General features: G+C 41.4%; 27 protein-coding genes and 1 riboswitch. Of the genes, 6 read left to right on the top strand and 21 right to left on the bottom strand.

The annotated features are described in order from the left end of the window. Positions 1–2: 2 nt before the first annotated feature. Both QUF86_RS07880 and yutH read right to left on the bottom strand, forming a co-directional pair. Entirely contained in the window at positions 3–917 is a 915-nt protein-coding gene (locus QUF86_RS07880) for a L,D-transpeptidase family protein (RefSeq protein ID WP_289333979.1), read from the bottom strand. Positions 918–1,025: 108 nt separating this feature from the next. Further along, entirely contained in the window at positions 1,026–2,027 is a 1,002-nt protein-coding gene (gene yutH / locus QUF86_RS07875) for a spore coat putative kinase YutH (protein WP_289333978.1), read from the bottom strand. Between the two features lie 206 nt (positions 2,028–2,233). On the opposite strand from yutH, the gene QUF86_RS07870 reads away from it, so the two are divergent. Beyond that, complete coding sequence (locus QUF86_RS07870) at positions 2,234–2,731, top strand: phosphatidylglycerophosphatase A family protein (protein ID WP_063234039.1); 498 nt, start codon at positions 2,234–2,236, stop codon at positions 2,729–2,731. A 60-nt stretch (positions 2,732–2,791) separates the two neighbouring features. Here the strand turns inward: QUF86_RS07870 and QUF86_RS07865 are convergent, their stop codons facing one another. Together QUF86_RS07865 and QUF86_RS07860 are read right to left on the bottom strand one after the other, a co-directional pair. Next, entirely contained in the window at positions 2,792–3,559 is a 768-nt protein-coding gene (locus tag QUF86_RS07865; protein WP_289314504.1) for a TIGR01457 family HAD-type hydrolase, read from the bottom strand. Between the two features lie 23 nt (positions 3,560–3,582). After that, entirely contained in the window at positions 3,583–4,161 is a 579-nt protein-coding gene (locus QUF86_RS07860) for a DUF86 domain-containing protein (RefSeq protein WP_353957652.1), read from the bottom strand. 261 nt (positions 4,162–4,422) lie between these two features. Here QUF86_RS07860 and QUF86_RS07855 point away from each other — a divergent pair, with 261 nt between their 5' ends. Both QUF86_RS07855 and QUF86_RS07850 read left to right on the top strand, forming a co-directional pair. Further along, entirely contained in the window at positions 4,423–4,689 is a 267-nt protein-coding gene (locus tag QUF86_RS07855; RefSeq protein ID WP_061465473.1) for a DUF3055 domain-containing protein, read from the top strand. Between the two features lie 67 nt (positions 4,690–4,756). Next, on the top strand, positions 4,757–5,050 hold the full coding sequence (locus QUF86_RS07850; RefSeq protein ID WP_289314503.1) for a cytosolic protein: 294 nt from the start codon (positions 4,757–4,759) through the stop codon (positions 5,048–5,050). Between the two features lie 31 nt (positions 5,051–5,081). On the opposite strand, the gene QUF86_RS07845 is transcribed toward QUF86_RS07850, so the two are convergent. Continuing rightward, positions 5,082–5,357, bottom strand: coding sequence for a YutD family protein (locus QUF86_RS07845; RefSeq protein ID WP_034310177.1), 276 nt, complete (start codon positions 5,355–5,357; stop codon positions 5,082–5,084). 113 nt (positions 5,358–5,470) lie between these two features. On the opposite strand from QUF86_RS07845, the gene QUF86_RS07840 reads away from it, so the two are divergent. Then, positions 5,471–6,133 carry a YhcN/YlaJ family sporulation lipoprotein gene (locus tag QUF86_RS07840; protein WP_289333977.1) on the top strand — a complete coding sequence of 221 codons (663 nt, stop codon included), beginning with the start codon at positions 5,471–5,473 and terminating at the stop codon, positions 6,131–6,133. Between the two features lie 43 nt (positions 6,134–6,176). On the opposite strand, the gene lipA is transcribed toward QUF86_RS07840, so the two are convergent. Next, complete coding sequence (lipA, locus tag QUF86_RS07835) at positions 6,177–7,091, bottom strand: lipoyl synthase (RefSeq protein WP_125162574.1); 915 nt, start codon at positions 7,089–7,091, stop codon at positions 6,177–6,179. Positions 7,092–7,277: 186 nt separating this feature from the next. On the opposite strand from lipA, the gene QUF86_RS07830 reads away from it, so the two are divergent. Both QUF86_RS07830 and yunB read left to right on the top strand, forming a co-directional pair. Next, positions 7,278–8,267 carry a M23 family metallopeptidase gene (locus QUF86_RS07830; RefSeq protein ID WP_483313631.1) on the top strand — a complete coding sequence of 330 codons (990 nt, stop codon included), beginning with the start codon at positions 7,278–7,280 and terminating at the stop codon, positions 8,265–8,267. Between the two features lie 87 nt (positions 8,268–8,354). Then, entirely contained in the window at positions 8,355–9,104 is a 750-nt protein-coding gene (yunB, locus tag QUF86_RS07825) for a sporulation protein YunB (RefSeq protein WP_289314500.1), read from the top strand. Positions 9,105–9,126: 22 nt separating this feature from the next. Here the strand turns inward: yunB and QUF86_RS07820 are convergent, their stop codons facing one another. From QUF86_RS07820 to QUF86_RS07755, 15 genes are all read right to left on the bottom strand, one after another. Beyond that, entirely contained in the window at positions 9,127–9,768 is a 642-nt protein-coding gene (locus QUF86_RS07820) for an HD-GYP domain-containing protein (protein ID WP_353957651.1), read from the bottom strand. 339 nt (positions 9,769–10,107) lie between these two features. Continuing rightward, on the bottom strand, positions 10,108–10,401 hold the full coding sequence (locus QUF86_RS07815) for a YunC family protein (RefSeq protein WP_421156794.1): 294 nt from the start codon (positions 10,399–10,401) through the stop codon (positions 10,108–10,110). Positions 10,402–10,470: 69 nt separating this feature from the next. After that, a complete protein-coding gene (locus QUF86_RS07810; RefSeq protein ID WP_289333975.1) occupies positions 10,471–11,856 on the bottom strand; it encodes a bifunctional metallophosphatase/5'-nucleotidase in 1,386 nt (461 codons plus the stop codon). Positions 11,857–11,872: 16 nt separating this feature from the next. Beyond that, a complete protein-coding gene (locus tag QUF86_RS07805) occupies positions 11,873–12,700 on the bottom strand; it encodes a sulfite exporter TauE/SafE family protein (protein WP_289333974.1) in 828 nt (275 codons plus the stop codon). Positions 12,701–12,784: 84 nt separating this feature from the next. Beyond that, complete coding sequence (locus QUF86_RS07800; RefSeq protein ID WP_289336196.1) at positions 12,785–13,633, bottom strand: DUF72 domain-containing protein; 849 nt, start codon at positions 13,631–13,633, stop codon at positions 12,785–12,787. A gap of 201 nt (positions 13,634–13,834) precedes the next feature. Next, positions 13,835–15,232 (bottom strand): Fe-S cluster assembly protein SufB, encoded by a 1,398-nt coding sequence (gene sufB, locus QUF86_RS07795; RefSeq protein ID WP_289314496.1) that lies wholly within the window; start codon positions 15,230–15,232, stop codon positions 13,835–13,837. Between the two features lie 55 nt (positions 15,233–15,287). After that, a complete protein-coding gene (gene sufU, locus QUF86_RS07790; protein ID WP_034310148.1) occupies positions 15,288–15,716 on the bottom strand; it encodes a Fe-S cluster assembly sulfur transfer protein SufU in 429 nt (142 codons plus the stop codon). Then, a complete protein-coding gene (locus tag QUF86_RS07785) occupies positions 15,706–16,935 on the bottom strand; it encodes a cysteine desulfurase (protein ID WP_289314495.1) in 1,230 nt (409 codons plus the stop codon). The genes sufU and QUF86_RS07785 overlap by 11 nt, the downstream gene beginning before the upstream one ends. Further along, positions 16,935–18,236, bottom strand: coding sequence for a Fe-S cluster assembly protein SufD (sufD, locus tag QUF86_RS07780; RefSeq protein WP_289314494.1), 1,302 nt, complete (start codon positions 18,234–18,236; stop codon positions 16,935–16,937). Before sufD ends, QUF86_RS07785 begins: the two co-directional genes overlap by 1 nt. 15 nt (positions 18,237–18,251) lie before the next feature. After that, the gene (gene sufC, locus QUF86_RS07775) at positions 18,252–19,037 is read right to left on the bottom strand and encodes a Fe-S cluster assembly ATPase SufC (RefSeq protein ID WP_289314493.1); all 786 of its coding nucleotides are present in this window, start codon (positions 19,035–19,037) and stop codon (positions 18,252–18,254) included. Positions 19,038–19,490: 453 nt separating this feature from the next. Next, positions 19,491–19,631 carry a YuzK family famiily protein gene (locus QUF86_RS28890; protein ID WP_483313630.1) on the bottom strand — a complete coding sequence of 47 codons (141 nt, stop codon included), beginning with the start codon at positions 19,629–19,631 and terminating at the stop codon, positions 19,491–19,493. Between the two features lie 165 nt (positions 19,632–19,796). Beyond that, positions 19,797–20,633: a MetQ/NlpA family ABC transporter substrate-binding protein gene (locus QUF86_RS07770; RefSeq protein WP_289333973.1), complete on the bottom strand. Its 837-nt coding sequence runs from the start codon at positions 20,631–20,633 to the stop codon at positions 19,797–19,799. A gap of 15 nt (positions 20,634–20,648) precedes the next feature. Further along, positions 20,649–21,317, bottom strand: a complete 669-nt coding sequence (locus tag QUF86_RS07765; protein ID WP_289314491.1) for a methionine ABC transporter permease — start codon at positions 21,315–21,317, stop codon at positions 20,649–20,651. Then, complete coding sequence (locus QUF86_RS07760; RefSeq protein WP_289314490.1) at positions 21,310–22,344, bottom strand: methionine ABC transporter ATP-binding protein; 1,035 nt, start codon at positions 22,342–22,344, stop codon at positions 21,310–21,312. Before QUF86_RS07760 ends, QUF86_RS07765 begins: the two co-directional genes overlap by 8 nt. A 165-nt stretch (positions 22,345–22,509) precedes the next feature. Next, a riboswitch (SAM riboswitch) is annotated at positions 22,510–22,622 on the bottom strand. 118 nt (positions 22,623–22,740) lie between these two features. Further along, a complete protein-coding gene (locus tag QUF86_RS07755) occupies positions 22,741–24,051 on the bottom strand; it encodes an O-acetylhomoserine aminocarboxypropyltransferase/cysteine synthase family protein (RefSeq protein WP_289333972.1) in 1,311 nt (436 codons plus the stop codon). Positions 24,052–24,110: the final 59 nt, after the last annotated feature.

Genomic DNA, 24,110 nt, shown 5'->3' with positions numbered 1-24,110 from the left:
TATTACTCAGCGCTCTTTAATGAATCATTCGTTCCCATTACTACATGTGGCTTTTGCGCGGGATCCATCCATTTCAGTAAACTGAGGACATTCTTTTCGGCAGTTGCTGTACATCCTGCCGTCGGCTTTGTTTCCCCTCTCCATATATGAAGGAAGATTGCACTTCCTTTTCCTTTTATGATGGGATTCGTATTATAATTGATGATCGCCCCATACCTATAGAGTTCATGATTCATCCTTTCGAAAGACTTCCATTTACTTGAAGGATTTCCTTTATAGGTTATCCACTTGTTATAATCCTTGGATGTCCGATCATCAATCCAGTAGTCATATTTGGTAGTTTTCCTATAATTCATTTTCACGCCGGGCGGCTTCGTTTTGCTTCCAAAGGCCGTACCAAAGGAATAAATTCCAACCGGTGATTTTCCATCACCCTCTTTTTTACTCTTCGTGAAGCCGTTCTTCCCAATGACGCCCTCCATCTTCTTTAATGCGCGTCGCCATTCACCCTGTTTCTTCTCGTAAGTTTGGATCGCTACCTTCGTATCACTCATGGATTTCCCTGTCACCGATACAACTTGATTAACACCTTTCCTCGTATCGAATTTTTTCAGAAGGACTTTTTCACCGGAACTGAAAACCTCTTTTGCATCTGCCATCTTGATATATGCAGTCTTTTTTGAATGACAGACCTTATACCAGTTTCCAGTTCTACCACTTGCCGATAGTTCTTTATTTTTCTTATAAGTTTTTAATGTTTTACTCGCAGCCGACGCCTTTTCCTTCACATCCGTAGTAGTCTTCATGACAATCTTGAATTGTGTTGCTTCGCAGCTTGTTTTCGTTTCAGCTTTCGTAAGATCTGTCGGTTGGATGATTAAAAGGACTAAAAGGGTGGCCATCATCAATCTTTTCATGGACCCATCCTTCCGTAGTAATAACCAAATATCTAACTATTCTAAAAAATCTTTTTATCATCATAACATAGTAAGTAAGGATGAATCATATTTCTTTTCCGTTTTTACCTAAATCCAGTCAATTTTAGGCAAATCATATTGCTTGGCCGGCACCTCCGCCAATTCATAAAAATGTTTGAGGAAGGACTCATATTGTTGGGAGGATTTCGTGATCGCAGATATTTTATCCTCCAGTTCATTCGCCCTTGATTCCGTCGTTTTTGAAAAATACTCTTCCACTGTTTCAAAGTAATGAATGGGAAATAGCATCCTTGAATATAATAACCGGGCTGAAAAGCTGGAGAACGGTTCTATGGTTTGATATTCGTGAAAGAAATGGCCAATGCCACGCTGATGGGTATGCACATTTTGAAAATAGTGTTCCCTCACCCATTCCGCGACATCCCTTGTTCCGTGGTCGAATACCCAATCAAACGGATTTTTCATCCATTTATTGCTTTTCCACGTATCATGTAAAAAACGTTCATAACATACCGTACCACTATCGACAATTTGCGGGGTATCATCAATTTCCGTGTCGACTAAATATTGAATCGCATTTTCACCCAGGACCATATAATAGGGAAAGGTTTCTATAAATAATTTTTCAAACTGGTTATCAGGATGTGCATTGAGCTTATCCCGCCAAATCTTTTCTAACTGATCGATCCTTTGTTCCCAGAGTTCTTTCCATTTACCGATCCTTGAGCATGTTCGAATCGTTTCATTAATATTTCTCCCACGCTGATGGAATCTTGCCAGACGTCTTCCTGGGTTGAAATTTTTCGGACCTTCCAATGCCTGATTGGCAAGAAGGATGAATAATTGTTCATCCGCTTCCGAAACATAACTTCCATGATTGGCAAGAACAAAAGCCGATACGTGACGATCTCCTTGTGAAATCATGTGTTGAGACATTGTATGCCGTTCCACTAATTCCTCCTGCTCCATATTTTCAATGGGAACGATGCTGTAAACCATATTCCCTGAACGGAAGCTTGGAAATCTGCTATTGGCTTCTTCATGACCTACCTGTATACCATAATTATTAAAAATGATTTCTTCTATCATGGAATGGCCCCCTTCATCAAATGGATATAATAGAAATATTGGTCATCATATACTTATATATATGTGGAATAACCCGTTTTCTGAATGATTATCGAAACCTTATTATAAAATCGAATCCAAATCCCTTTCATGGGTTTTGACTTTAATCAAATCAAACTTCCGGCAATAGAACTATCCCTTTAAAATATAGAGAAATGGGTGATGACATGGCTAATATTGAACAATCAATGTCTGAAAAAACGGCTCGTAGGTGGCTAATTGAACGAGGGGTGAAATTGGAGGATATCGCTGAGCTTGTCATGTATTTACAATCTGGATACCATGAAAATCTCCAAATGTCCGATTGCCTTCACAATGTCGAACGGGTCCTTTCAAAACGCGAGGTCCAAAATGCCATCCTTACCGGCATTCAGTTGGATATTCTAGCTGAGAAAAAACTGCTCGAGGAGCCGCTACTGAGCATCATTGAAATAGATGAAGGACTATATGGGGTCGATGAAATATTGGCTTTTTCAATTGTGAATGTATATGGATCCATCGGCTTTACCAATTATGGTTTCATCGATAAACAAAAGCCAGGTATCTTAAAATATCTAAACGATAAAAGCACAGGTAAGGTGAACACCTTTTTAGACGATATCGTTGGGGCAATTGCTGCTGCCGCTTCAAGCCGGCTTGCCCATAGAACCGAAAATGCAGAATAGTGAGCTTATGATATTAAACGACATAAAAAAACCAGGACTGCTTTCGCAGGCCTGGTTTTTTCATTCGAAGTGCCATAGGTCGAGCGTATCCACCACATACGTTGGCTGCTCCTTATATTGTTTCAAGCGTTCTTTGGTCGTTACGCCAGTATGTACAAGCATTGTATCGATCCCTGCATTAATGCCGGCTAGGATATCCGTATCATAGTTATCGCCAACCATGATCGTCTCTTCTTTAGGTACCCCTAATACTCTTAGAGCTTGCTCCACTATGACGGATTCAGGTTTTCCGATGAAAATCGGCTGTACTTGAGTCGAAACGGAAACAACGGAGGTCAAAGCACCATTCCCCGGCAAAAGGCCTTGTTCAGTAGGAATGGCAATATCACCATTGGTCGAAATGAAAACAGCGCCATTCCTGACAGCAAGACAGGCTTTTGACAACTTTTCATAATTGACGCCGCGATCGATGCCCATTACCAGAAAGTCTGGATGTTCATCCACAAGCTTCATTCCTTTTTCCTTAAGAGCCTCGATGATGCCTTCTTCACCCACCACATAGACCGATGCATCTTGCTTTTGTTCAGCTATGTAATTGGCAGTTGCCATGCTTGTCGTGAAAACTTGATCATCTTCCGTTGATATGCCGATGCTTCTCAATTTATCCGCTACCTGTGCCGGAGTCCGGGATGAGTTGTTGGTGACGAATAAATAAGGGATCTCCCTTTTTCTTAGGTCATTAATAAACCCTGCCGCTTCCGCAATTTGTTCAGTTCCGCGATACATGGTGCCATCTAAGTCAATCAAATATCCTTTATACGACTTCATTTGAATTCGCCTTCCTAACGCTACTAGTTTTTAAAAGCTGATACGGGTCCCAATTCATTTGTTAAATAGTTCCTCACCAAATCGGGGAATTGCTTGAATGCCTCGATATTTTCCGAGAAAACAGCATGCAGTTCTTTGTGATCGACTTCAATGAAGTCCTGGACCAGCATTTTCCTTAGCGGCAAAACCTTTTTGAATTGTATCGCTTTTTCTTCTGAAATGACTTTTTCATCTTGAAGGATATCGATAATATCTTCATAACTTCCCGGATCACGCATAATAAAACCATCAATTACCGCATTTCCCACATCCAACACGGAATCGATGGAAGTATGTATAAGCCTTTCAGCGATAAGTTCCGAAAGGTCTCCATCCCAATTATCATGCCCTTCAAAAAGTCCAAGCTGCTTTTCAAGAAAACCTAATATTTGTTCAATCTTTTGGCGGTCTACAAAGTACATTTTTTTCCAGATCCTTTCTGATCTAAGATGATATAGGGAATCATTGGTTGAATGAGCGGCATAGGTAAAACCCTGTGCCGGACCAACCTTATTCCTTGATGATACCATAGCTTCTCCCTTACTCTCAATTCCTTCAGCCATTTGAACCAATCCCTATATTAAACAGCAGCAAAAACGCAAGCATTGCCATAAAAAAACCTAAATTTACGGTCCCATTTGTATTCTTGACAATTTTCCTTTAATCAATGAAAACTCTGACGGCATGATTGCCGGACTTTCCTATGGAACCATGAGGAGTGACGAAGTTCCTCCTGACGGGAACCCGAAAAATGTCTGTTCCCCTATTGAAGGCACTTTGTTATGATGGAACTACAAATGTGAAGATAAGAAGGGAATGATACTATGGAAGATCGTTTTTATTTATACAATGACGTAGTTGATTCAAAAACCCGGTTCATAAGTTTCATGGGAGAGGAATCAAGATTCGATCTGGCCATTACGACAACCGATCGTTTTTATGGGAAGAAACTTGTCTTAAATATGCAGAGTAACCGTTTCGCGATTATTGGACCTGATGATTTAGAAGAGGAAGGCTATCTTGAGCATGCCTTTCAGTTGTCAGAAGCGGAAGCCGAAGAACTAAGTCACTTTTTAATGGAAATCGTCTGAAAGCCGACGTTTTTTTTCTTAAACGGGATAACCTACTGAATGTACGATTACATGAGGGGGGATTACCTTGGGCAAAGAAGAGGAAATATACCACGATTTCTCCAATGTCGAAAAACAGCGGGATTATTTGATTCCTGAAGAATTTCCCGAAGGACCTTTTGGATCATCCATAGCAAAAGATGCACCAGTTCAGAATAAAAACACCCCGTGGCAGGAAGGTCAACGATATCAAAGTGCCTTTAATTATGAAAATAAATCTTTGCACGAAGACTTACCTCGACAATATCCTGGAGCTCATCCGACACATGATGATCCAGAAAAAGATGAACAGTCTCCTTATAAAGGATATGGAAACTCTTAACATGGAGGGCCAGAGTAAATCCTGGCCTTTCTTATTTCTTTATTTTCTTCACGACGAAATATGGACAGCCAAAATTGCAGTATTCATATAAATATTCACTAAGCGTGCTTATTTTTGTATCGAAGGTCGCTTTCTGATTAGAGTCATCAAAAAATCCACGCAGCCTCAATTGGCCGTAACCCCAATCCCCCACTATATAATCATACTTCGTTAAAATCTCACTGTATCTGGCTTTAAACGCTTCTTCGTTATAGCCTTCCCGTTCATCCTCGATTATTTCATAGGTCATGTTATTGATGTTAATCATTATTTTCACCTCTCATAAATACATTCCTTCTTTAAATTATAACTGATTCCCCATCAATTACTAAGCGAAAAATAGAGAAATATGTTCATCCTAAAGTTATGGGGGTGTTATTGATGAAAAAAACGCTAATAACGATAGGTTTAAGTTCGATTATTGCACTAACTGGATGTGCTGATAAAGAAGAGGATCAGGGGCTCGGTGCAAAAAACAATGCCGGCAACCCAACAAACGTAAATAACCCAACTCAATATTATGACGAGGATTACCGTAATAATGACAACAAAAGTGATGATTTCGGTTTTACCCGCACAAATAGTGCAACCATTGACGGCCGTAACATTTCCAACAAGGCTGCTTCCATTGACCGTGAACAACTGTCAGATGTCATTTCAAAACTGAGTGTTCAGATTCCAAATGTCAATGACGCGGCTACTCTGGTGACCGACGAGGAAGTTCTTGTCGTATATGATACCAATACCAAGGATCGGAATGAAACCGCAGACCAAGTTAAACGTACTGCCATGTCCGTCGTGCCTCGCTACTATCATGTCTATGTTAGTGATGATTATCAAAACCTTGCCCAAGATGTCGAGAATTTCGCTACATTGAAATCCGGCAGCAAAGGGATCGACTATACGATTGAACAAACCATCAAAAGAATGCTGAAATCGCCTCAAGGACACAAAATGAGTGACGGGGAAAATGAAAATGGAGAAATGATTAACGATAAAAGGGATCATCACGATAACATCCATCAAAAAATGGATAACCGTTAATTAAAAATGAAAGGACCGAATTTTTTCGGTCCTTTATTTCACTCTATTTCAATAATTCTTCACCTTTGGTTTGCTTATGTTTTGCCGCAGCATTAACCTGTTCGTCCGCATGGTAGGAAGAACGGACAAGCGGACCGGATTCACAATGGCTGAAGCCTTTTTCCAATGCACGTTCTTTCAATTCGGCAAACTCCTCAGGCGTATAGTATTTCAGCACCTTCAAATGCTTTTTAGTCGGCTGCAAATACTGGCCGATCGTCATGATATCCACATTATTGGCCCTTAGGTCATCCATCGTTTCAAGGATTTCCTCCCGCGTTTCACCAAGGCCAACCATTAAACTCGACTTTGTCGGAATCTCCGGATACAGTTCCTTGGCTCTTCTTAAAAGCTCCAATGAACGTTCGTATTTGGCTTGAGCCCGTACACGGTCGGATAAACTTCTGACTGTCTCTATATTATGGTTCAGAATGTCTGGTTTAGCATCCATCAAAGTCTTAATATTTTCATGTACCCCGCCCATATCCGAAGGCAATACTTCAATCGATGTAAATGGATTCTTGCGTCGGATGGCACGGACCGTTTCAGCGAAAACTTCAGCGCCTCCATCTTTTAAATCATCACGGGCAACAGCTGTAATGACGACATGCTTTAAATTCATCAATACGACGGAATCGGCAACACGCTCCGGTTCAGCCCAGTCCAATTCATTAGGTCGTCCGGTTGTAACAGCACAAAAACGGCAAGCCCTTGTACAGATTTCACCTAAGATCATGAATGTAGCCGTTCTTCTCACTGCCCAGCATTCGTGAATATTCGGACATTTCGCCTCTTCACAGACAGTATGAAGATTTTTTTCGCGCATCATATTTTTTAAACCGAGGTAATTTTCATTAGTATTAAGCTTTATTTTTAACCAATCTGGTTTACGAAGAATTTCTTTATTTGTAGAAGACATGAAAATGCCACTCCATTCTATAGAAATTAACACACCCTACTTTAACAATAAAAAAGCATTAATACAAGTTATAGTTGGTTTCCCATTATTTATTTTTCATGTTTATAGCTAAATCAGCAAAACTATAAAAGATGGATAACTGATGTCTTTATAAATCGGAGAGTGACATGAAAGGAGCCTGCCCCGTTGAAAAAATTATTCCTTCTTACCCTAACTTGTTTGTTTATTTTGAATGCACCAGGCCAAGTGGCTAATGCTGCCGATACTCCAGATGCTTATGCCGGGAGAATGGAGCTATACAAAAATATGGAGGCTACCGTCCAAATCCCGTGGTATTACCTTGCTGGAGCTGATCAATATGAGCACAGCCTCAGGGCTGCACGAAGAGATTTAGAGCCGGCAAAGGGTTTAATAGGCATCCACATCGAGCCTTCAAAGTGGAGCGGTGCCCTCAATCCTGACTTAAACGACGTGAACCCGCTCACGATCACATTTTTTGATGGGCTTGGCCAGGATGGCAATGGTGATGGCAAAGCTGATATCACTAATGATACCGATCGATTGTATGCTTTTTCGAAGCACCTTCAATCTTATGGTGCAGATGAAGATAATATCCGGATCGGCTTGTGGGATTATTATAAACGAGATAAAGCCGTCAGCATCATTATCGGCAATGCCGAGATTTATAAGAAATATGGCCGGCTGGATTTACAGGAAAAGGCCTTCCCCGTTCCAGTACGGACTCATTATACGTATTTGAATACATGGGGAAGCGCTCGTGGATGGGGCGGAAGGAGAATCCATGAGGGTACTGATATATTTGCGGATTATAGCCTTCCCGTTCGATCAACGAGCTATGGAATCATCGAAATGAAAGGCTGGAATAAATTCGGCGGTTGGCGGATCGGGATACGGGATTTAAATAATACGTATCATTACTTTGCTCATTTAAGCGGTTTTGCCAAAGGATTGAAAGTCGGACAGATCGTTGAGCCCGGGCAAGTCATCGGAGGTGTTGGCAGTACAGGTTACGGCCCTCCGGGAACTTCAGGGAAATTCCCTCCGCATCTTCATTACGGAATGTACAAAGACAACGGAATCACGGAATGGAGCTTTGACCCTTACCCTTATTTGAAAATGTGGGAAAGGAAGGATTTAGCTAAAAAGAAAAAGTAAGCGGCGATGAATTTTACGCTGCTTTTTTTTGATTCGAACATAAACCCCTGAACTTGATGCATAGGTATTAGTAAAGGGGGCTAAAGCGTGTTCCGAAAAAGATTTCGAACAAAGAAATTCCGAAAGAAGGGGCCTCTTCCCACCCGAAAAGTATTTCTCTATTCCTTTATCCTTTTTATCATAACCAGCATCATGACTCTTTGGTACGTTGATAAATCAATCGAACCCGTGATCATGAGTGTAGCCGAATATGAAATCAAACGGATTGCAACGGAAACGATTCATGAATCGGTTGATGAGAATATAGCCAAGGTTGATATGAACAAAATCATCACCAACAACGAGGGTAGTAAGGACTCCAGTTCTTCCTATAGCTTCAATCCGGTCATATACAGCGAATTGCGAGCTAGCATTACGAAGGATATTCAAAAGAAGCTTGGCATCAAAAAGGGAAATCCTTTTAAAACGGGTTCAGCCAAAATAAATGATGAACAATATAAAAGTGTGGTCTATTATATACCCTTGGGTGTCGTGACCGGGAATAACCTTCTTTCCAACTACGGACCTGAAATCCCAGTGAAAATGTCAGTCATCGGCAATGTTGAATCGGATTTGAGGACAAAACTGACAAACGCAGGCATCAATAATGTGTATTATGAATTGATTGTGGATTTTGATGTCAATATTCAAATCGTCATCCCCTCTTTCACAAAGGAGACCAAGGTAAGTCAGGAAGTGACAGTCGGCAGTTTGCTAATTGAAGGTGATGTACCAAGTTATTATAGTAATGGAAACGGTTCGTTGGCACCTGCCATCATGAAGGAAAACAAGGAATAATAAAACCAGCTTATCCATGAGGTTAGGCTGGTTCTTGTATTTTGAGACATTTCATGATCAGCAAATGCAGGTTTTTATTCAAGTCCACTTCATATGGCTCTTTTATCTGTTCCCCATTTTCTTCAAGTATCCTGATCATTGGGCAGTCCCCTATCTCCTCATTTTGAGCTGATACCACCCCTTTTCTCCCATCATTCAATTCTACGGATAAACCATTTGGATAGATCGCGACTGCCCTGCGGAAAGCCTCGATGATCGTGTTATCGAACTTTCTCCCGACTCCGGCATAAAGTACTTCCAACCCCTGATGCGGCAGCAGGGCGTTCCGGTAAACCCGATTGGATGTCACGGCATCAAACACATCGGCAACGGCAATGATCTTGCCGAAATAGTGGATTTCATCCCCTTTTATCCCACGTGGATATCCAGATCCATCCAACCTTTCATGATGCTGATAGGCACAATTTGCAACTAAAAGTGAAACGGTATGAACATTTTTAATTAGGTGAAATCCGTAATCGGCATGTTTTCGGATTTGTTCAAACTCCTTTTCCGTGATCTGACCGGGTTTACGAAGGATTTCCAAAGGTACGAGCATTTTGCCGACATCATGTAAAATCGCGCCCAGCCCAAGAATTTCGAGATTCTTTTCATTAATTGTCATCCGTCCTGTAATCTTGTATGTAAACAAAGGGAATATTAAGGGACACCAGTCGATTGATCATTTTCTGAGTTAATGTAAGACCTTCACATAATAGGCTATGGCCCCGCTCATTATAGATGTTTTTTCCGAGCCTGGCTCCAGGGCTTAGGGACTTTGTAATAGCTAGCCTCATTCTTGTACTCTATTTCCCCATTTAATATTTGTAGATCGAACCATTTCTTTCCTTTATAAGGATTATCGGAAAATATTTTGATAAATGAATCCGTTTAAAAATAATTATTGAATAAATCTTTGGTAAAAAACAAGGCCCCCCTTCTTGATAAAAGAAAGCCTACCTTTTCAAATCATCTTGATTAATGCTTCTTTACCAATCATTCCTGGATGAATGCCCTTTTCCACGGCCTCCCAGGTAACTGATTCAAGCGGCGCTTCCAAAAGCTCTTCAATCGATTTAACTCCTGTGGCCCTTCCTGCAAGGATTTTACGATCTCTCAATTTATCATTCAACAGTCCTACATCTAACGCACCGCACATTATATACCCTTTTTCGGACGCGACAGCAAGTAAATTCGTTTTGGGAAGTCGGACAGTAATGGCTAGGAATGTATGATTATCAAGTATTATAGGTATCATGCTAATCAATTGGTTTCGCCCCTTTCTTCCCCATACTTTATGAAAAAAAGGCGAAACCGTGATTTAGCGTTAGGCGTCCGTATACATTTTTTTCAACTTCCATAAAAGGATATCCCGCAAGAATTCCGGTAATAAGTATTTCTTACGATTGGAGCGCTGGATACTTGGAAAAAAGTTCCCAAACGTGAACATATCAGGTATAGCCAATTTATAGGACTTATCTGCCTGCAGTTTATCCCCTTTTATCAGAATCCCATTTACGATTCCATTCTCCATTTCGTTAAATTCAATTTGATCATATTGCATGACTCCCATGATTTTTCCGCGGAAACCGAAACCTTTCACTTGGATATGAGGCCACTCCTCATTTCTCGATTGCATTAAGATTTCTTTTAATTCATTCCCATTTACTTCAACGACGCAAGGATTGATGGGGTGTGGACAGATTCTGTGAATATCCCCTTTTGTGACTGGTCCCTTCGGCAATCCCTCGAGTAGAAGACCAGCATTCAGAAAGGTGCAATCCGCCTGACTCCATTCCCTTAAGGCCTCTCCAAGGATTTCCGTCAAAGCACTTACCTTGAACCAATCATTGTCCAAGGCTTCCGGCAAGTCCACTGCGACCTGTTTTAGCGTTTCCCCTCCGGCCAGGTACATCGCTTCAATCCATGCCCGTTCATCCTCTAATTCCGAAAAGTCATTGGTATCATATAGAATGGCACTCTTCTGGCTAATTCTCTTTTCCTGATTGACGGTCATTTCCACCTGCCCGACAAAAAAACCATATTTTCCCGCAGCGCATAGGAGTGTATCATTGATCAATTTCCCTTGGTGAAGGATATGGTGGGTATGCGCACCAAGTATGACGTCAATCTCCGGAAAGTCCTCTGCCATCCTCTCATCATCATGGATGCCCAGGTGAGAAAGGATGATGATTACATCCGCCTCTGTTTTGACCCTTTCAAGCTGTGCCTTTAACTCCGCGAATGGTTCTGTTAATTCCCAGCCCATCGCAGAATAAAACTTTTGAAAAAAGGCTGTCAAACCTATCATGGCGATCTTAGTGCCTTTTTCCGTTGTATGTATCCAATATGGCAGCGCCCACTCCGGTCTTTCATTATTTCCGTAATAAATATTGGCTGCCAAGACTTTGAACCTTGCTTGATCATATAAGGAGTCTAACGCGTCATGAGGTAAAGTGATCCCTTCATTATTGCCGATGGTCACATATTGGTAGCCTGCTTCATTCAGCAGTTCAATATTCCCTTTACCCAACGTACCTTCTGTATATGGATGCCAGCGGTCTACATGATCGCCTATATCAAGTATGATCGCTTCTTCTCCCGTATCTTGATGAAGTTGTCTTCTTTCTTTAAGAAACTTATCAATACGAGGCCAATTCTCAAAATGACTATGGAGATCATTGGTGTGATATAAATGAATGATTTCTGACATCATTTTTCCTCCTCGTTTATCCTGTAATACCTTGGTATATAAGACGTAAACCAATGATTATCAGCACTATTTTTAACATATTTTCCAGCGACGCGCTTTTTAGGCGCGTATTGATGAATGCCCCCAATTTAGCACCGAACCATGCACCCGGAATCAGGGCAAAAGCATATGGCCAATTTACATTTCCAAGGGAAATATGCGTAATCGAATTAGTGATGGAAGACAGAAATACCATGAACATCGAAGTCGCTACAGCCATATGTGGAGGGAAGAAGAAAAGAAGCATCATTACGGGAACCATTAAGGCTCCGCCGCCAATCCCAAATAACCCGGAGCTGAATCCCACGAAAAAAGTAATCAATACAGCTATAAGGGGGTGGTAACCATAAGAAAATGAATGTCCATTTTCAGTTTTATACGTTTTGACCATTTTCCCTTTTCCAGGCTTGAAAACCATTGGCTTCAACCGGTCCTTCACTAATAACACGATAGCTATGAAAACCATGAAAATCCCAAAGTACAATGAAAAAGCTTCGACATTAAGGTTTTTATTCACATATGCCCCTATTATGCCACCTGGTGCACTGCCTATAAAGAAGATTAAGCCGGCCTTATAATCCACCACTTTATGTTTTAAATAAGATAAAGTAGAAGATAACCCGGTGAAAATCATGATAACGGTTGAAACACCTACGGCCACCTGAGGTGTCAGCTCATCGATTATATTTGTCGAAGTACCTAAATATAAAAGAGAAGGCACAATGATGATGCCTCCGCCCAGACCGACAAGAGAGCCGATTGATCCCGCTAATAATCCGATACCCACTAAAACTAACCATACCATGAAGAAATCCGCCTTTACCTGTTTGTGAGGATGGCACCTCTACTAGCTTGTCACATCTTCTCTTTATTGATTATATAATGTCTTTTAAAACAAACCAAGCTGCCTTGGAGCCAGTCCTTCATATTCTATACCAAGCAACTCAATCATTTGTTTGGCATTATCGGCGGCATCTCCGCCTGAGTTATTATTGAACAGGACATATATCTCCTTGGATTCCTTTTCCAATATCCTGATTTTCTCCACCCATTCAGTCAATTCCTGATGATTATATCGGTATAAGTACCTGACCTCACGCCAATCATCACCCGAGGAAGGTCTCTGCCAACCATGCAGGTTACGGCCATGAAAGCGTATCAGGGTTTTATCTTTATCGGTGGCATGCAGAACGACAGGAATGGATCCCTCTCCAGCCTGCGGCTCATCGCATACAGTATGTATCCAGCCTTCCTCTTGGATAAAGTCCAAAGTTTGCTGGACTACGCTGGGTCTGTACCAGCTTTGATTCCGAAATTCTATGGCAGCTGGAATATCGCCCATTTCAGCTTTGCACCATCGCAGGTAATTCACGTTTTCACGCTTACAATCAAACCATGGCGGAAACTGAAATAAGACCATCGCGAGCTTCCCTGACTTCTGATAAGCTTCCAGAGAGTCGCGAAATGCCTTGAACATTTCCTTCTTACTTTCAAACGGGATCTCCCCACGCTGATGTCCTGTCATCCCTTGATAGGCTTTGACGACAAACTTGAATGATGCCGGCGTCTCTGATACCCACTTTTCACTGTTCCTCTTTGGCTGGACTGCATAAAATGAGGCATCCACCTCCACAATGGGAAAATGAGCCCCATACTCTTTGAGTTTTTCACGTTGGGACACACCGCCATGATACAAACTATCATGATCCCCCCAACCTGTCACGCCAACATAAATCATCTGCACCATCACTCCTCCCGGGACAGTCCCCATTTCCTGACTTCTTCCTTTATTATTTTTTACCCTTATTGAGCCATATTTAATCTTTGGTATAAGAGTGTCATATATCACTTTCCAAATACAAAAGCCTGCCAGGCAGACCCGGCAGGCTTTTGTATGAATGGTTATTCTAAATCGCCTTACAGGCAGGCCAGTCGGTTATTAGCCGATGGAGCCTTCCATTTCGAACTTGATCAGACGGTTCATTTCAACCGCATATTCCATTGGAAGTTCTTTTGTAAATGGTTCGATAAAGCCCATTACGATCATTTCCGTTGCTTCTTGCTCAGAAATTCCGCGGCTCATCAAGTAGAACAATTGTTCCTCAGATACTTTGGAAACCTTCGCTTCGTGTTCAAGGGAAATGTTGTCATTCAAGATTTCGTTGTAAGGGATTGTATCAGAAGTAGACTGATTATCCATGATTAATGTATCACATTCAATGTTGGAACGAGCCCCATCGGCCTTACGTCCGAAGTGAACGATACCGCGGTATGTTACTTTACCGCCTTGTTTAGAAATTGATTTTGATACAATGGTTGAAGATGTATTTGGCGCTAGGTGAATCATTTTAGCTCCAGCATCTTGGTGTTGGCCTTTACCGGCAATGGCAATGGATAATGTCATACCGCGAGCGCCTTCACCTTTTAAGATGACAGCAGGATATTTCATTGTCAATTTAGAACCGATGTTACCATCAATCCATTCCATTGTTGCGTTTGCTTCACAAACCGCACGTTTCGTAACCAGGTTAAACACGTTGTTTGCCCAGTTTTGGATCGTCGTGTAACGGCAGTAAGCATCTTTTTTAATGACGATTTCAACAACCGCACTATGAAGGGAGTTAGTTGTATAAACAGGTGCTGTACAACCTTCTACATAGTGAACGGATGCGCCTTCATCAACAATGATAAGCGTACGTTCGAATTGACCCATGTTTTCAGAGTTGATTCGGAAATAAGCTTGAAGCGGAGTATCCACTTTAACGCCTTTTGGTACATAGATGAAAGATCCACCTGACCAAACTGCTGAATTCAATGCCGAGAATTTATTGTCAGTCGGCGGAATCGTTTTTCCAAAATGCTCACGGAAGATATCTTCATTTTCACGAAGTGCTGAGTCCGTATCTTTAAACACGATACCCATATCTTCCAATTCCACTTTCATGCTATGGTAAACCACTTCTGATTCATATTGAGCAGATACGCCTGCAAGGTATTTTTGTTCAGCTTCAGGAATTCCCAATTTATCAAAAGTCTGTTTGATTTCATCAGGAACTTCATCCCAGGATTTCTCTGATTTCTCTGATGGTTTAACATAATATGTGATTTCATCAAAGTTCAAGCTTTGCATGTCGCCGCCCCATTGAGGCATTGGCATGTTGTAGAAATGCTCCAATGATTTCAAACGGAAATCAAGCATCCATTGCGGTTCATCCTTCATTCGAGAAATTTCTTCCACGATTTCTTTTGTCAGACCACGCTTTGAACGGAAGATGGAAACATCTTTATCCGCAAAGCCATATTTATAATCGCCGATATCAGGCATTTTCTTTGCCATAGCTCGTATTCCTCCATTTCAAATGGCTGAATTACAACAGCTCATTTTAATTTAATTATTCCTTCAATCCCTTTTCCATGGCCTTCCAAGCTAGCGTCGCACATTTGATTCGGGCAGGGAATTTAGAAACACCTTGAAGGGCTTCAATATCCCCAAGGTCCATCTCATCATCGTATTCTTTTCCTTGAATCATTAAGGAAAAAGTCTCGGACATCGCTAAAGCAGTATCTACGTCTTTGCCCTTTATGGCTTGAGTCATCATGGAAGCTGAACTCATGGATATCGAACAACCGTCACCATCGAATTTAACATCGCTGACTTTTCCATCTTCAATCTTCATCGTTAAACGAATCCGATCGCCGCAAGTTGGATTGTTCATATCAATTGTCATGCTTCCATCCTCAAGCATACCCTTATTACGTGGTTTCTTATAATGATCCATAATGACCTGACGGTAAAGTGTATCTAAGTTATCAAAAGACATTGCTGAAATACTCCTTCGTTTTAACAAGCCCGGACACAAGCTTATCAATATCTTCTTCCGTGTTATAGAGATAGAAACTTGCTCTTGCTGTCGATGACACGTCAAGCCATTTCATTAATGGCTGTGCGCAGTGATGACCGGCACGGACAGCAATTCCATCTGCATCAAGTACGGTAGCGACATCATGTGGATGTACGTCATTAATATTAAAGGTTACTACGCCCGCACGTTTTTCTGCATCTTTTGGACCGTATATGGTAAGTCCTTCAACTGCAGACATTTTTTCCATTGCATAAGCGGCGAGTTTATGTTCATGCCGCTCAATATTATCCAAGCCGATTTCTTCCAAGAAATCGATCGCAGCCCCAATGCCGATCGCACCAGCAATGATAGGGGTTCCGCCTTCGAATTTCCACGGGAGTTCTTTCCATGTAGACTCATACAAACCTACAAAATCAATCATTTCCCCGCCAAATTCAATCGGCTCCATTTTTTCCAGTAATTCTTTTTTACCATATAATACGCCGATACCAGTCGGACCGACCATTTTATGACCTGAGAAGGCAAAGAAGTCACAATCCAAATCGCGGACATCCACTTTTAAATGAGGTGTACTTTGTGCCCCGTCGACTACCATTACAGCATCGTGATCATGGGCAATTTTCGCGATTTCCTTCACAGGATTGATAACACCAAGTACATTCGAAACCTGCATGATGGAAACGATTTTCGTTGCATCCGTAATTGTTGCCCTCACATCATCAAGGGAAATCGTTCCATCCTCTTGAAGTGGAATGTACTTCAGTACAGCGCCTTTTTCTTTGGCAAGCTGTTGCCACGGAATGATATTACTATGATGCTCCATGTAAGAGATGACGATTTCGTCACCCTCTTTAACATTTGCTCCACCGTAACTTTTTGCTACTGTATTCAAAGAAGTAGTCGTACCTCTGGTAAAGATGATCTCTTCAGTAGAAGAAGCATTAATGAATTTACGCACCTTTTCACGTGCACCTTCATACGCATCCGTAGCTTTTGTTCCTAGTGTATGCACCCCGCGGTGAACATTCGAGTTGTATCCGCGGTAATATTGCTCAATCGCTTCAATCACTGCAGCCGGTTTTTGAGAGGTTGCAGCACTATCTAAATAAACTAATGGCTGACCATTGACTTCTTGATCTAATATTGGAAAAAGCTTACGAATTTCGTATGGGTTCATTACTGTACTTTCCTTTCAATGACCGCAACTAATTGTTTTTTTACTCCCTCAATAGGAAGTTGGTTAACAACAGGGGCCAAGAATCCGTGAATGACAAGTCTTTCCGCTTCTTGCTTTGTTATACCACGGCTCATTAAATAATAAAGTTGAAGCGGGTCAACACGTCCAACAGAAGCGGCATGACCAGCCGTTACATCATCTTCATCAATTAAAAGGATTGGATTGGCGTCTCCGCGTGCTTTTTCACTTAACATCAGTACGCGTGATTCTTGTTCGGCATTGGATTTTGTCGCACCATACTCTATTTTTCCAATTCCATTGAAAATCGTGGATGCACTTTCCTTCACAACACCATGCTTAAGGATATACCCCTCGGAACGCTTACCATAATGAATGATGGCAGTCGTAAAGTTCTGCTTTTGCTCCCCGCGGCCAACTACAACGGATTTAGTATCCCCATGTGAGCCATCGCCCATTAAATATGTTGTGTTATCCGAAATCGTATTACCGTCATTCATAAGACCTAGCGCCCATTCGATATGTGCGTCACGGCCTGCCACCCCACGGCGGTTAACATATGTCGTAAATCCTTTTGAAAGGGTGTCGACCGCTCCGTATTCCACTTTTGCATTTGCATTCGCAATTACTTCGGTTACGATATTGGCGATACCTTCGCTAGATTCAACGTTTGAGAAATAGTTCTCCACATACGTTACCGAGCTGTTATCTTCCGCTACGATCAATACATGGTTGAAAAGTGTAGTATCTGGATTATCCAACAAGAATACCGATTGAATCGGTTCTTTGATTTCTACATTTTTCGGAACATAAAGGAATGCTCCCCCATTGACTAATGCAGCATGCAGCGCTGTTAAACGATGTTCATCTATTTTAACGCCGTCTTTCATGAAATATTTTTGCACGAGCTCAGAATGGTCACGGGCCGCTGTGAAAATATCCGTAAAGATGACGCCTTGTTCTTTCACATTAGCTGACAGATTGATATATGCCGGCGTATTGTTGCGTTGAATGTATAAGTTCCCATTTTCTTCAATAATGGATTTAATTTCTTCCGGAAGCTCCTCTAAAGAGGCAAAAGCTTCACTTTCAACCGCGTGGGTTTTGAAGGAAGTAAAATTCCATTTGTCGATTTTCGTTTTATCCGGCTTTGGCATCGGGAGCTTTTCAAATTCAGAAAACGCTTGAATCCGAAGCTCGGAAAGCCAAGCTGGCTCATTATTTTTAGTTGAATAGGAGCTTATATCCTCTTGTTCAAACGGTAATTTCGTTTCTGTAGTCATTGCAAATCCTCCTACTTACGCTTCTTCGCCAACAGTTTCGTCTTCAATGCCCAATTCTTGTTTGATCCAATCATAACCTTCCGCTTCTAAGCGGGCAGCAAGTTCAGGACCGCCTGATTTAACGACACGTCCTTGCATCATTACATGTACATAATCAGGAGTGATGTAATTTAATAGACGTTGGTAGTGAGTGATGATCAAGCATCCAAAGTCTTCTCCGCGCATTTCGTTGATTCCTTTTGAAACGACTTTAAGTGCATCGATATCAAGACCTGAATCAATCTCATCCAAAATTGCAATTTTAGGTTGGATCATCATTAATTGAAGGATCTCGTTACGTTTTTTCTCTCCGCCGGAAAAACCTTCATTCAGATAGCGTTGCGCCATATCTTCATCCATTTCAAGGAATTCCATTTTTTGATCCATTTGACGGATGAATTTCATCAATGAAATTTCATCGCCTTCTTCACGGCGTGCATTAATGGAAGAACGTAGGAAGTCAGCGTTTGTAACACCACTGATTTCACTTGGATATTGCATAGCTAGGAATAGGCCTGCACGAGCGCGCTCGTCGACTTCCATTTCCAATACGTCTTCACCATCGAATGTGATGCTACCGCTTGTTACTTCATATTTAGGGTGACCCATGATTGCTGATGATAAAGTGGATTTACCAGTTCCATTTGGTCCCATGATCGCATGGATTTCCCCACCTTTAACTTCAAGGTTTACCCCTTTTAAAATCTCTTTGCCTTCAATTGATACGTGAAGATCTTTAACCGTTAATGTAGAAGCTGACATAATAATACCTCCGTGAACTAATTCCTATTTTATTACCAGAAAGTAAAGATTACTTTCTTTACTTTAAATTTACGTAAAACCATTCTCAATTTATTCTCATTCCAATTTTATAACAAATCCAATTTGGAATCAACTAATATAGAAAGGGGTTTCCACTTCTTACATGTTAAAAACCTGTCCTATTCTTACCATACTAACAGATATAGCCTATTTACAGCATATTTAGCCTTATTTTAGCTTTTGTTAAAATTATCTTATTATTCGGCAAACCTTCGTTCTTATTAATATATGTCCGAAAGAGTCGATCGGATGGTATGAACGTTCCGCTTTGAAAATAAAAAAATCGGACTGTAAGGCATTATGTAAGTTCATCCAATAAGGAAACCCTTATTTTCTGGACCACTTACCATTTTACCTCTACAGACCGATCTTTTAAAGAACTCTTTTATATGCTTAGCCGTGAATTTTGCGTTGCAGGTCCAGGACCATTTTGTTGCACTTTTCATGTTCCCTATCTCGTTCTTTCTCAACCTCGATACGGAGGTCTAAGTTTCTACTGTACTCACTGTAGCCAATCCCATGTGAAGACTGCATCGCCTTTTCCATTTCGCTTGTTACATTTAAATCCAGAGTATTGATAGTGAACCATCCTTTCAAATTTGTGTATCATTTTATTACCTTCAATCATTCTCTACCCTTTTTCTATCATATATAAACATGAAAAAACGACCTGAATTACATCAGGCCGTCATTGTTGAATTATTTATCCGCCGGTACAACTGCACCTTCGTATTCTTCAAGGATGAAATCTTGAATTTCTTTAGAATGCAATACTTCTACAAGCGCTTTGATTGCTTCTTTATTTTCGTCACCTTTGTTTACAGCGATGACATTCACGTATGGTGATTCAGAATCTTCAATGGCGATCGAATCTTCAATCGGATTCAAACCTGCATCGATCGCATAGTTTGAGTTGATCAAAACAGCATCGCCTTCGCCGCTCTCATAAATTTTAGGAAGCAGAGCCGCTTCATATTCAGAATCGAATTTAAGGTTCTTCTCATTTTTAACGATGTCTTTAGTTGTAGCCGTCGTTTTATCGATTCCCTCTTTCAAAGTGATCAGGCCATTCTTTTCCAAAAGGGATAAAGCACGCCCATGATCAGCGACAGAGCTGCTTAAAATGATCGTTGCCCCATCAGGGAGTTTATCGATGGTTTTATATTTTTGTGAGTATAGAGCTATTGGCTCGATATGGATTCCGCCTGCATTAACGAAATCATATCCATTTTCTTTAATTTGGGATTCTAAATAAGGAATGTGCTGAAAATAGTTAGCATCCAATTCCTTATCATTTAAAGCCTTATTTGGTAAAACATAGTCCTGGAATGTTTCAATTTCCAATTCTATTCCTTTTTCTTCAAGAAGCGGCTTAGCTTCCTCTAGGATTTCAGCATGCGGAACATTGGATGCCCCTACGACTAATTTCTTCGATTCTTTTTCCGTTTCACTGCCGCCTTTATCCTTTTCACTTCCACAAGCAGCCAAAGCGATAGATAACACTAAAATCAATGCAAATCCTAAAAACTTTTTCATCCTTTTCATCTCCCTTTATCTTTTGTCCAATTTAGATGTAATCACATCTCCAATAATTTGAATTATGAAGACGATAATTAGAATAACGATAGTCGCTACAAGCGTAACGTCATTTTGATTTCTTTGATAGCCCTCCAGATAGGCTAGATTACCAAGTCCGCCTGCGCCGATGACTCCGGCCATTGCGGTATATCCAACCAATGCAATCGATGTTACCGTAATCCCGGAAATAAGGGCAGGCATCGACTCCGGAAGAAGGACCTTCCAAATGATCGTGCTCGTTTTTGCCCCCATCGATTTAGCGGCTTCAATTACACCTTTATCGATTTCACGGAGGCCGATTTCAACCATACGTGCATAAAATGGTGCCGCACCGATAATAAGTGCCGGCAGTGCAGCGTTCTCTCCGATCATGGAACCGACAAGCGCTTTAGTGAAAGGAATGAGCAGCACGATCAAAATAAGAAATGGAATGGAACGGAATATATTAACCACAGCACTAATGACCGCGTTGATTGCCCGGTTTTCCCACATATTCCCCTTCCCTGTCAAGAACAGGATCAATCCTAATAATATGCCTATAAAAAAGGTTGCCACTACAGAGATACTTGTCATATAAAGCGTTTCTTTCGTTGCTTCAATAATGTCTTCCCAATCAACATTCGGCAATAATTCTTCAAGCATGAGTAATCACCTCCACGCCTACCTGCTGTGCTTTAATGAATTCGATTGCGCGGAGCATTTCATCCTCTTTGCCATCAAGATGGATAAACAACGTTCCATATGAACCGCTTCTGGTTTGCGATATTTTACCTTGAACTATATTGACATCCAACTCGAAGTTACGTACAAGCTTAGTGATCAACGGGCTTTCTGCATGATCACCTACAAAAGTCAATTGAATCACTTTGCCTGCAGGAAAGCGTTCGAGCAGATGGTCCATCGTTTCTTTCGTTTCTTCCGGTTCCGTCACCTGTTGCACGAAACGCTTCGTCATTTGTTCTTTAGGATTCTTGAAAACATCCAGGACAGGTCCCTGTTCAACAACTTGCCCGCTTTCCATCACAGCCACACGATGACAGATTTTACGTATTACATGCATTTCATGTGTTATCAAGACAATCGTCAACCCGAGACGCTGATTGATGTCAACAAGCAATTCGAGTATAGAGTCGGTAGTCTGTGGATCCAAGGCAGAAGTCGCTTCATCACACAGCAGCACTTTAGGATCATTCGCTAGAGCCCTGGCTATTCCCACCCGTTGCTTTTGCCCTCCGCTTAATTGCGAAGGATAGGCCTTTTCTCTGCCTTCCAGTCCGACTAACTTGATCAATTCGTTCACACGTTTGGTGCGTTCAAATTTTGAAACTCCTGCAATTTCCAACGGGAAGGATATATTTTCCTGAACGGTCCTGGACCATAATAGATTGAAATGTTGGAAAATCATGCTGATTTCTTGACGGGCCTTACGAAGCTGAGCACCTTTAATTTTTGAAATTTCCTTCTCAGCCACCACAACGGATCCTTCTGTGGGTGTTTCCAATCCATTGAGCATCCTGATCAAAGTACTTTTCCCTGCTCCACTATAACCAATAATACCGAAAATCTCGCCTTTATTTATTTCAACATTCACATTATTTACAGCCTTAATCGTCTCACTGCTTCCTTTTCCTGTTCGGAACAGCTTACTGACTTTTGTCAATGTAATCATTAATCCTCACCTCTTTTATCCAATAAAACCTATGAACTTAGTTAATTTCTCTACATTATTATCTGTTTCCCCTACCAATTTTGCAATTCATGCAAAGGTTTTTCCTACTGAAATAGAAAAAACCTTTCTGCATGAGCAGAAAGGCAGGTGAAGAAACAGGCCTTCCTCTCATCTTCCAAAGTGATTAAACTTTGTGTGAATTGGCACCTTTCCAAGGAAATCTCCTTGTCGGTTGCCGGGTTTCATCGGGCACATCCCTCCACCTCTCTTGATAAGAGCTAATATATAGAATATTTGTACATCATTAAGTTCTTTAGTATGTTGAAATTTTATCATAGATAAAAAAGGAGCGCAATGTATAATATTTCTAGTTCAAGAATGCCCAGGACTTTTTGCTTAAACCGTTTTAGAAGTCAAGGAGACGATATTCGTCGCTTTTTCAATTGCCTGCTCCAAATCTTCTATTAAATCCTCTACATTTTCAATCCCAATGGATAAACGGACTTGATCAGCACGCACACCAGCTTTCGCCAGACCTGCATCATTCAATTGCTGATGGGTCGTACTGGCAGGGTGAATGATTAAACTCTTCGCATCCCCTACATTCGCTACATGGGACCATAATTCCACCGAATTGATAAGTTTCGCCCCGGCTTCGCGGTCTCCCTTTATTCCAAAAGTCACAACAGATCCTGCTCCCTTAGGCAAATATTTATCCGCAAGGGCTTTATCGGGATGATCCTCATTAGCAGGATGCGAAACCCAAGTCACGGCAGGGTGATTTTTCAAATATTGAAGTACAGACTTCGTGTTCGAAAGATGCTCTTTCATCCTCACATGCAGCGTTTCAAGTCCAAGCGTAAACTGGAATGCGCTTTGGGCACTTAGCGCAGGGCCTAAATCACGAAGTAACTGCACTCGGGCTTTCGTTATAAAAGCGGCTGGTCCAACTGCCTCGGCGTATACCAGACCGTCGTAACTTGGATCAGGCTCCGTAAAGCCAGGGTAGTTTGGCGAGTTCCAATCGAACTTCCCGCCATCCACGATGACACCGCCTAAGGTGGTTCCATTTCCCAGAAGCCATTTTGTAGCGGAATGGATGACAATATCCGCTCCAAAATCAATTGGTCTGCATAGATACGGTGTAGCGAAGGTATTATCAATGATTAAAGGTATCCCGGCATCGTGGGCAATGTCGGCTACCGCTTCAATATCAAGGACCCTCAAACTTGGATTTCCGATCGTTTCGGCAAATATGGCTTTAGTTCTTGGCGTAATCGCCCTTTTGAAATTTTCAGGGTCATCAGGAGAAACGAACTTCACTTTAATCCCATATTTAGGAAGAGTGTTTTCAAAAAGATTATACGTACCGCCATATAAAGTGGAGGCTGAAACGATCTCATCCCCTGCACCGGCAATATTCAAGATTGACAGTGAGATGGCAGCCATTCCGCTTGCTGTTGCCAATCCGCCGATACCGCCTTCCAATAAGGCCATTCTTTCCTCAAAAACGCTGACCGTGGGATTATGTAGTCGTGTATATATATAGCCATTCTCCTTTAAACCAAATAAATTCGCTGCATGGTCAGTGTCTTTGAACAAGTATGCATTGCTTTGGTAGATCGGGACTGCACGTGCACCTGTTTCATCAGCTTGCAAACCGCCATGAACACTCAATGTTTCGAAACGTAACTTTTTCTCTGACATACTATTTCTCCTCTTTCTCTATGGATTTAGTAGGAATTAAATTGAAACCGGGCCTTTCA

It is taken from the genome of Peribacillus sp. NJ11, from assembly GCF_030348405.1.
Classification (GTDB): domain Bacteria; phylum Bacillota; class Bacilli; order Bacillales; family DSM-1321; genus Peribacillus.
This window is presented reverse-complemented; position numbering and strand designations above follow the sequence as displayed.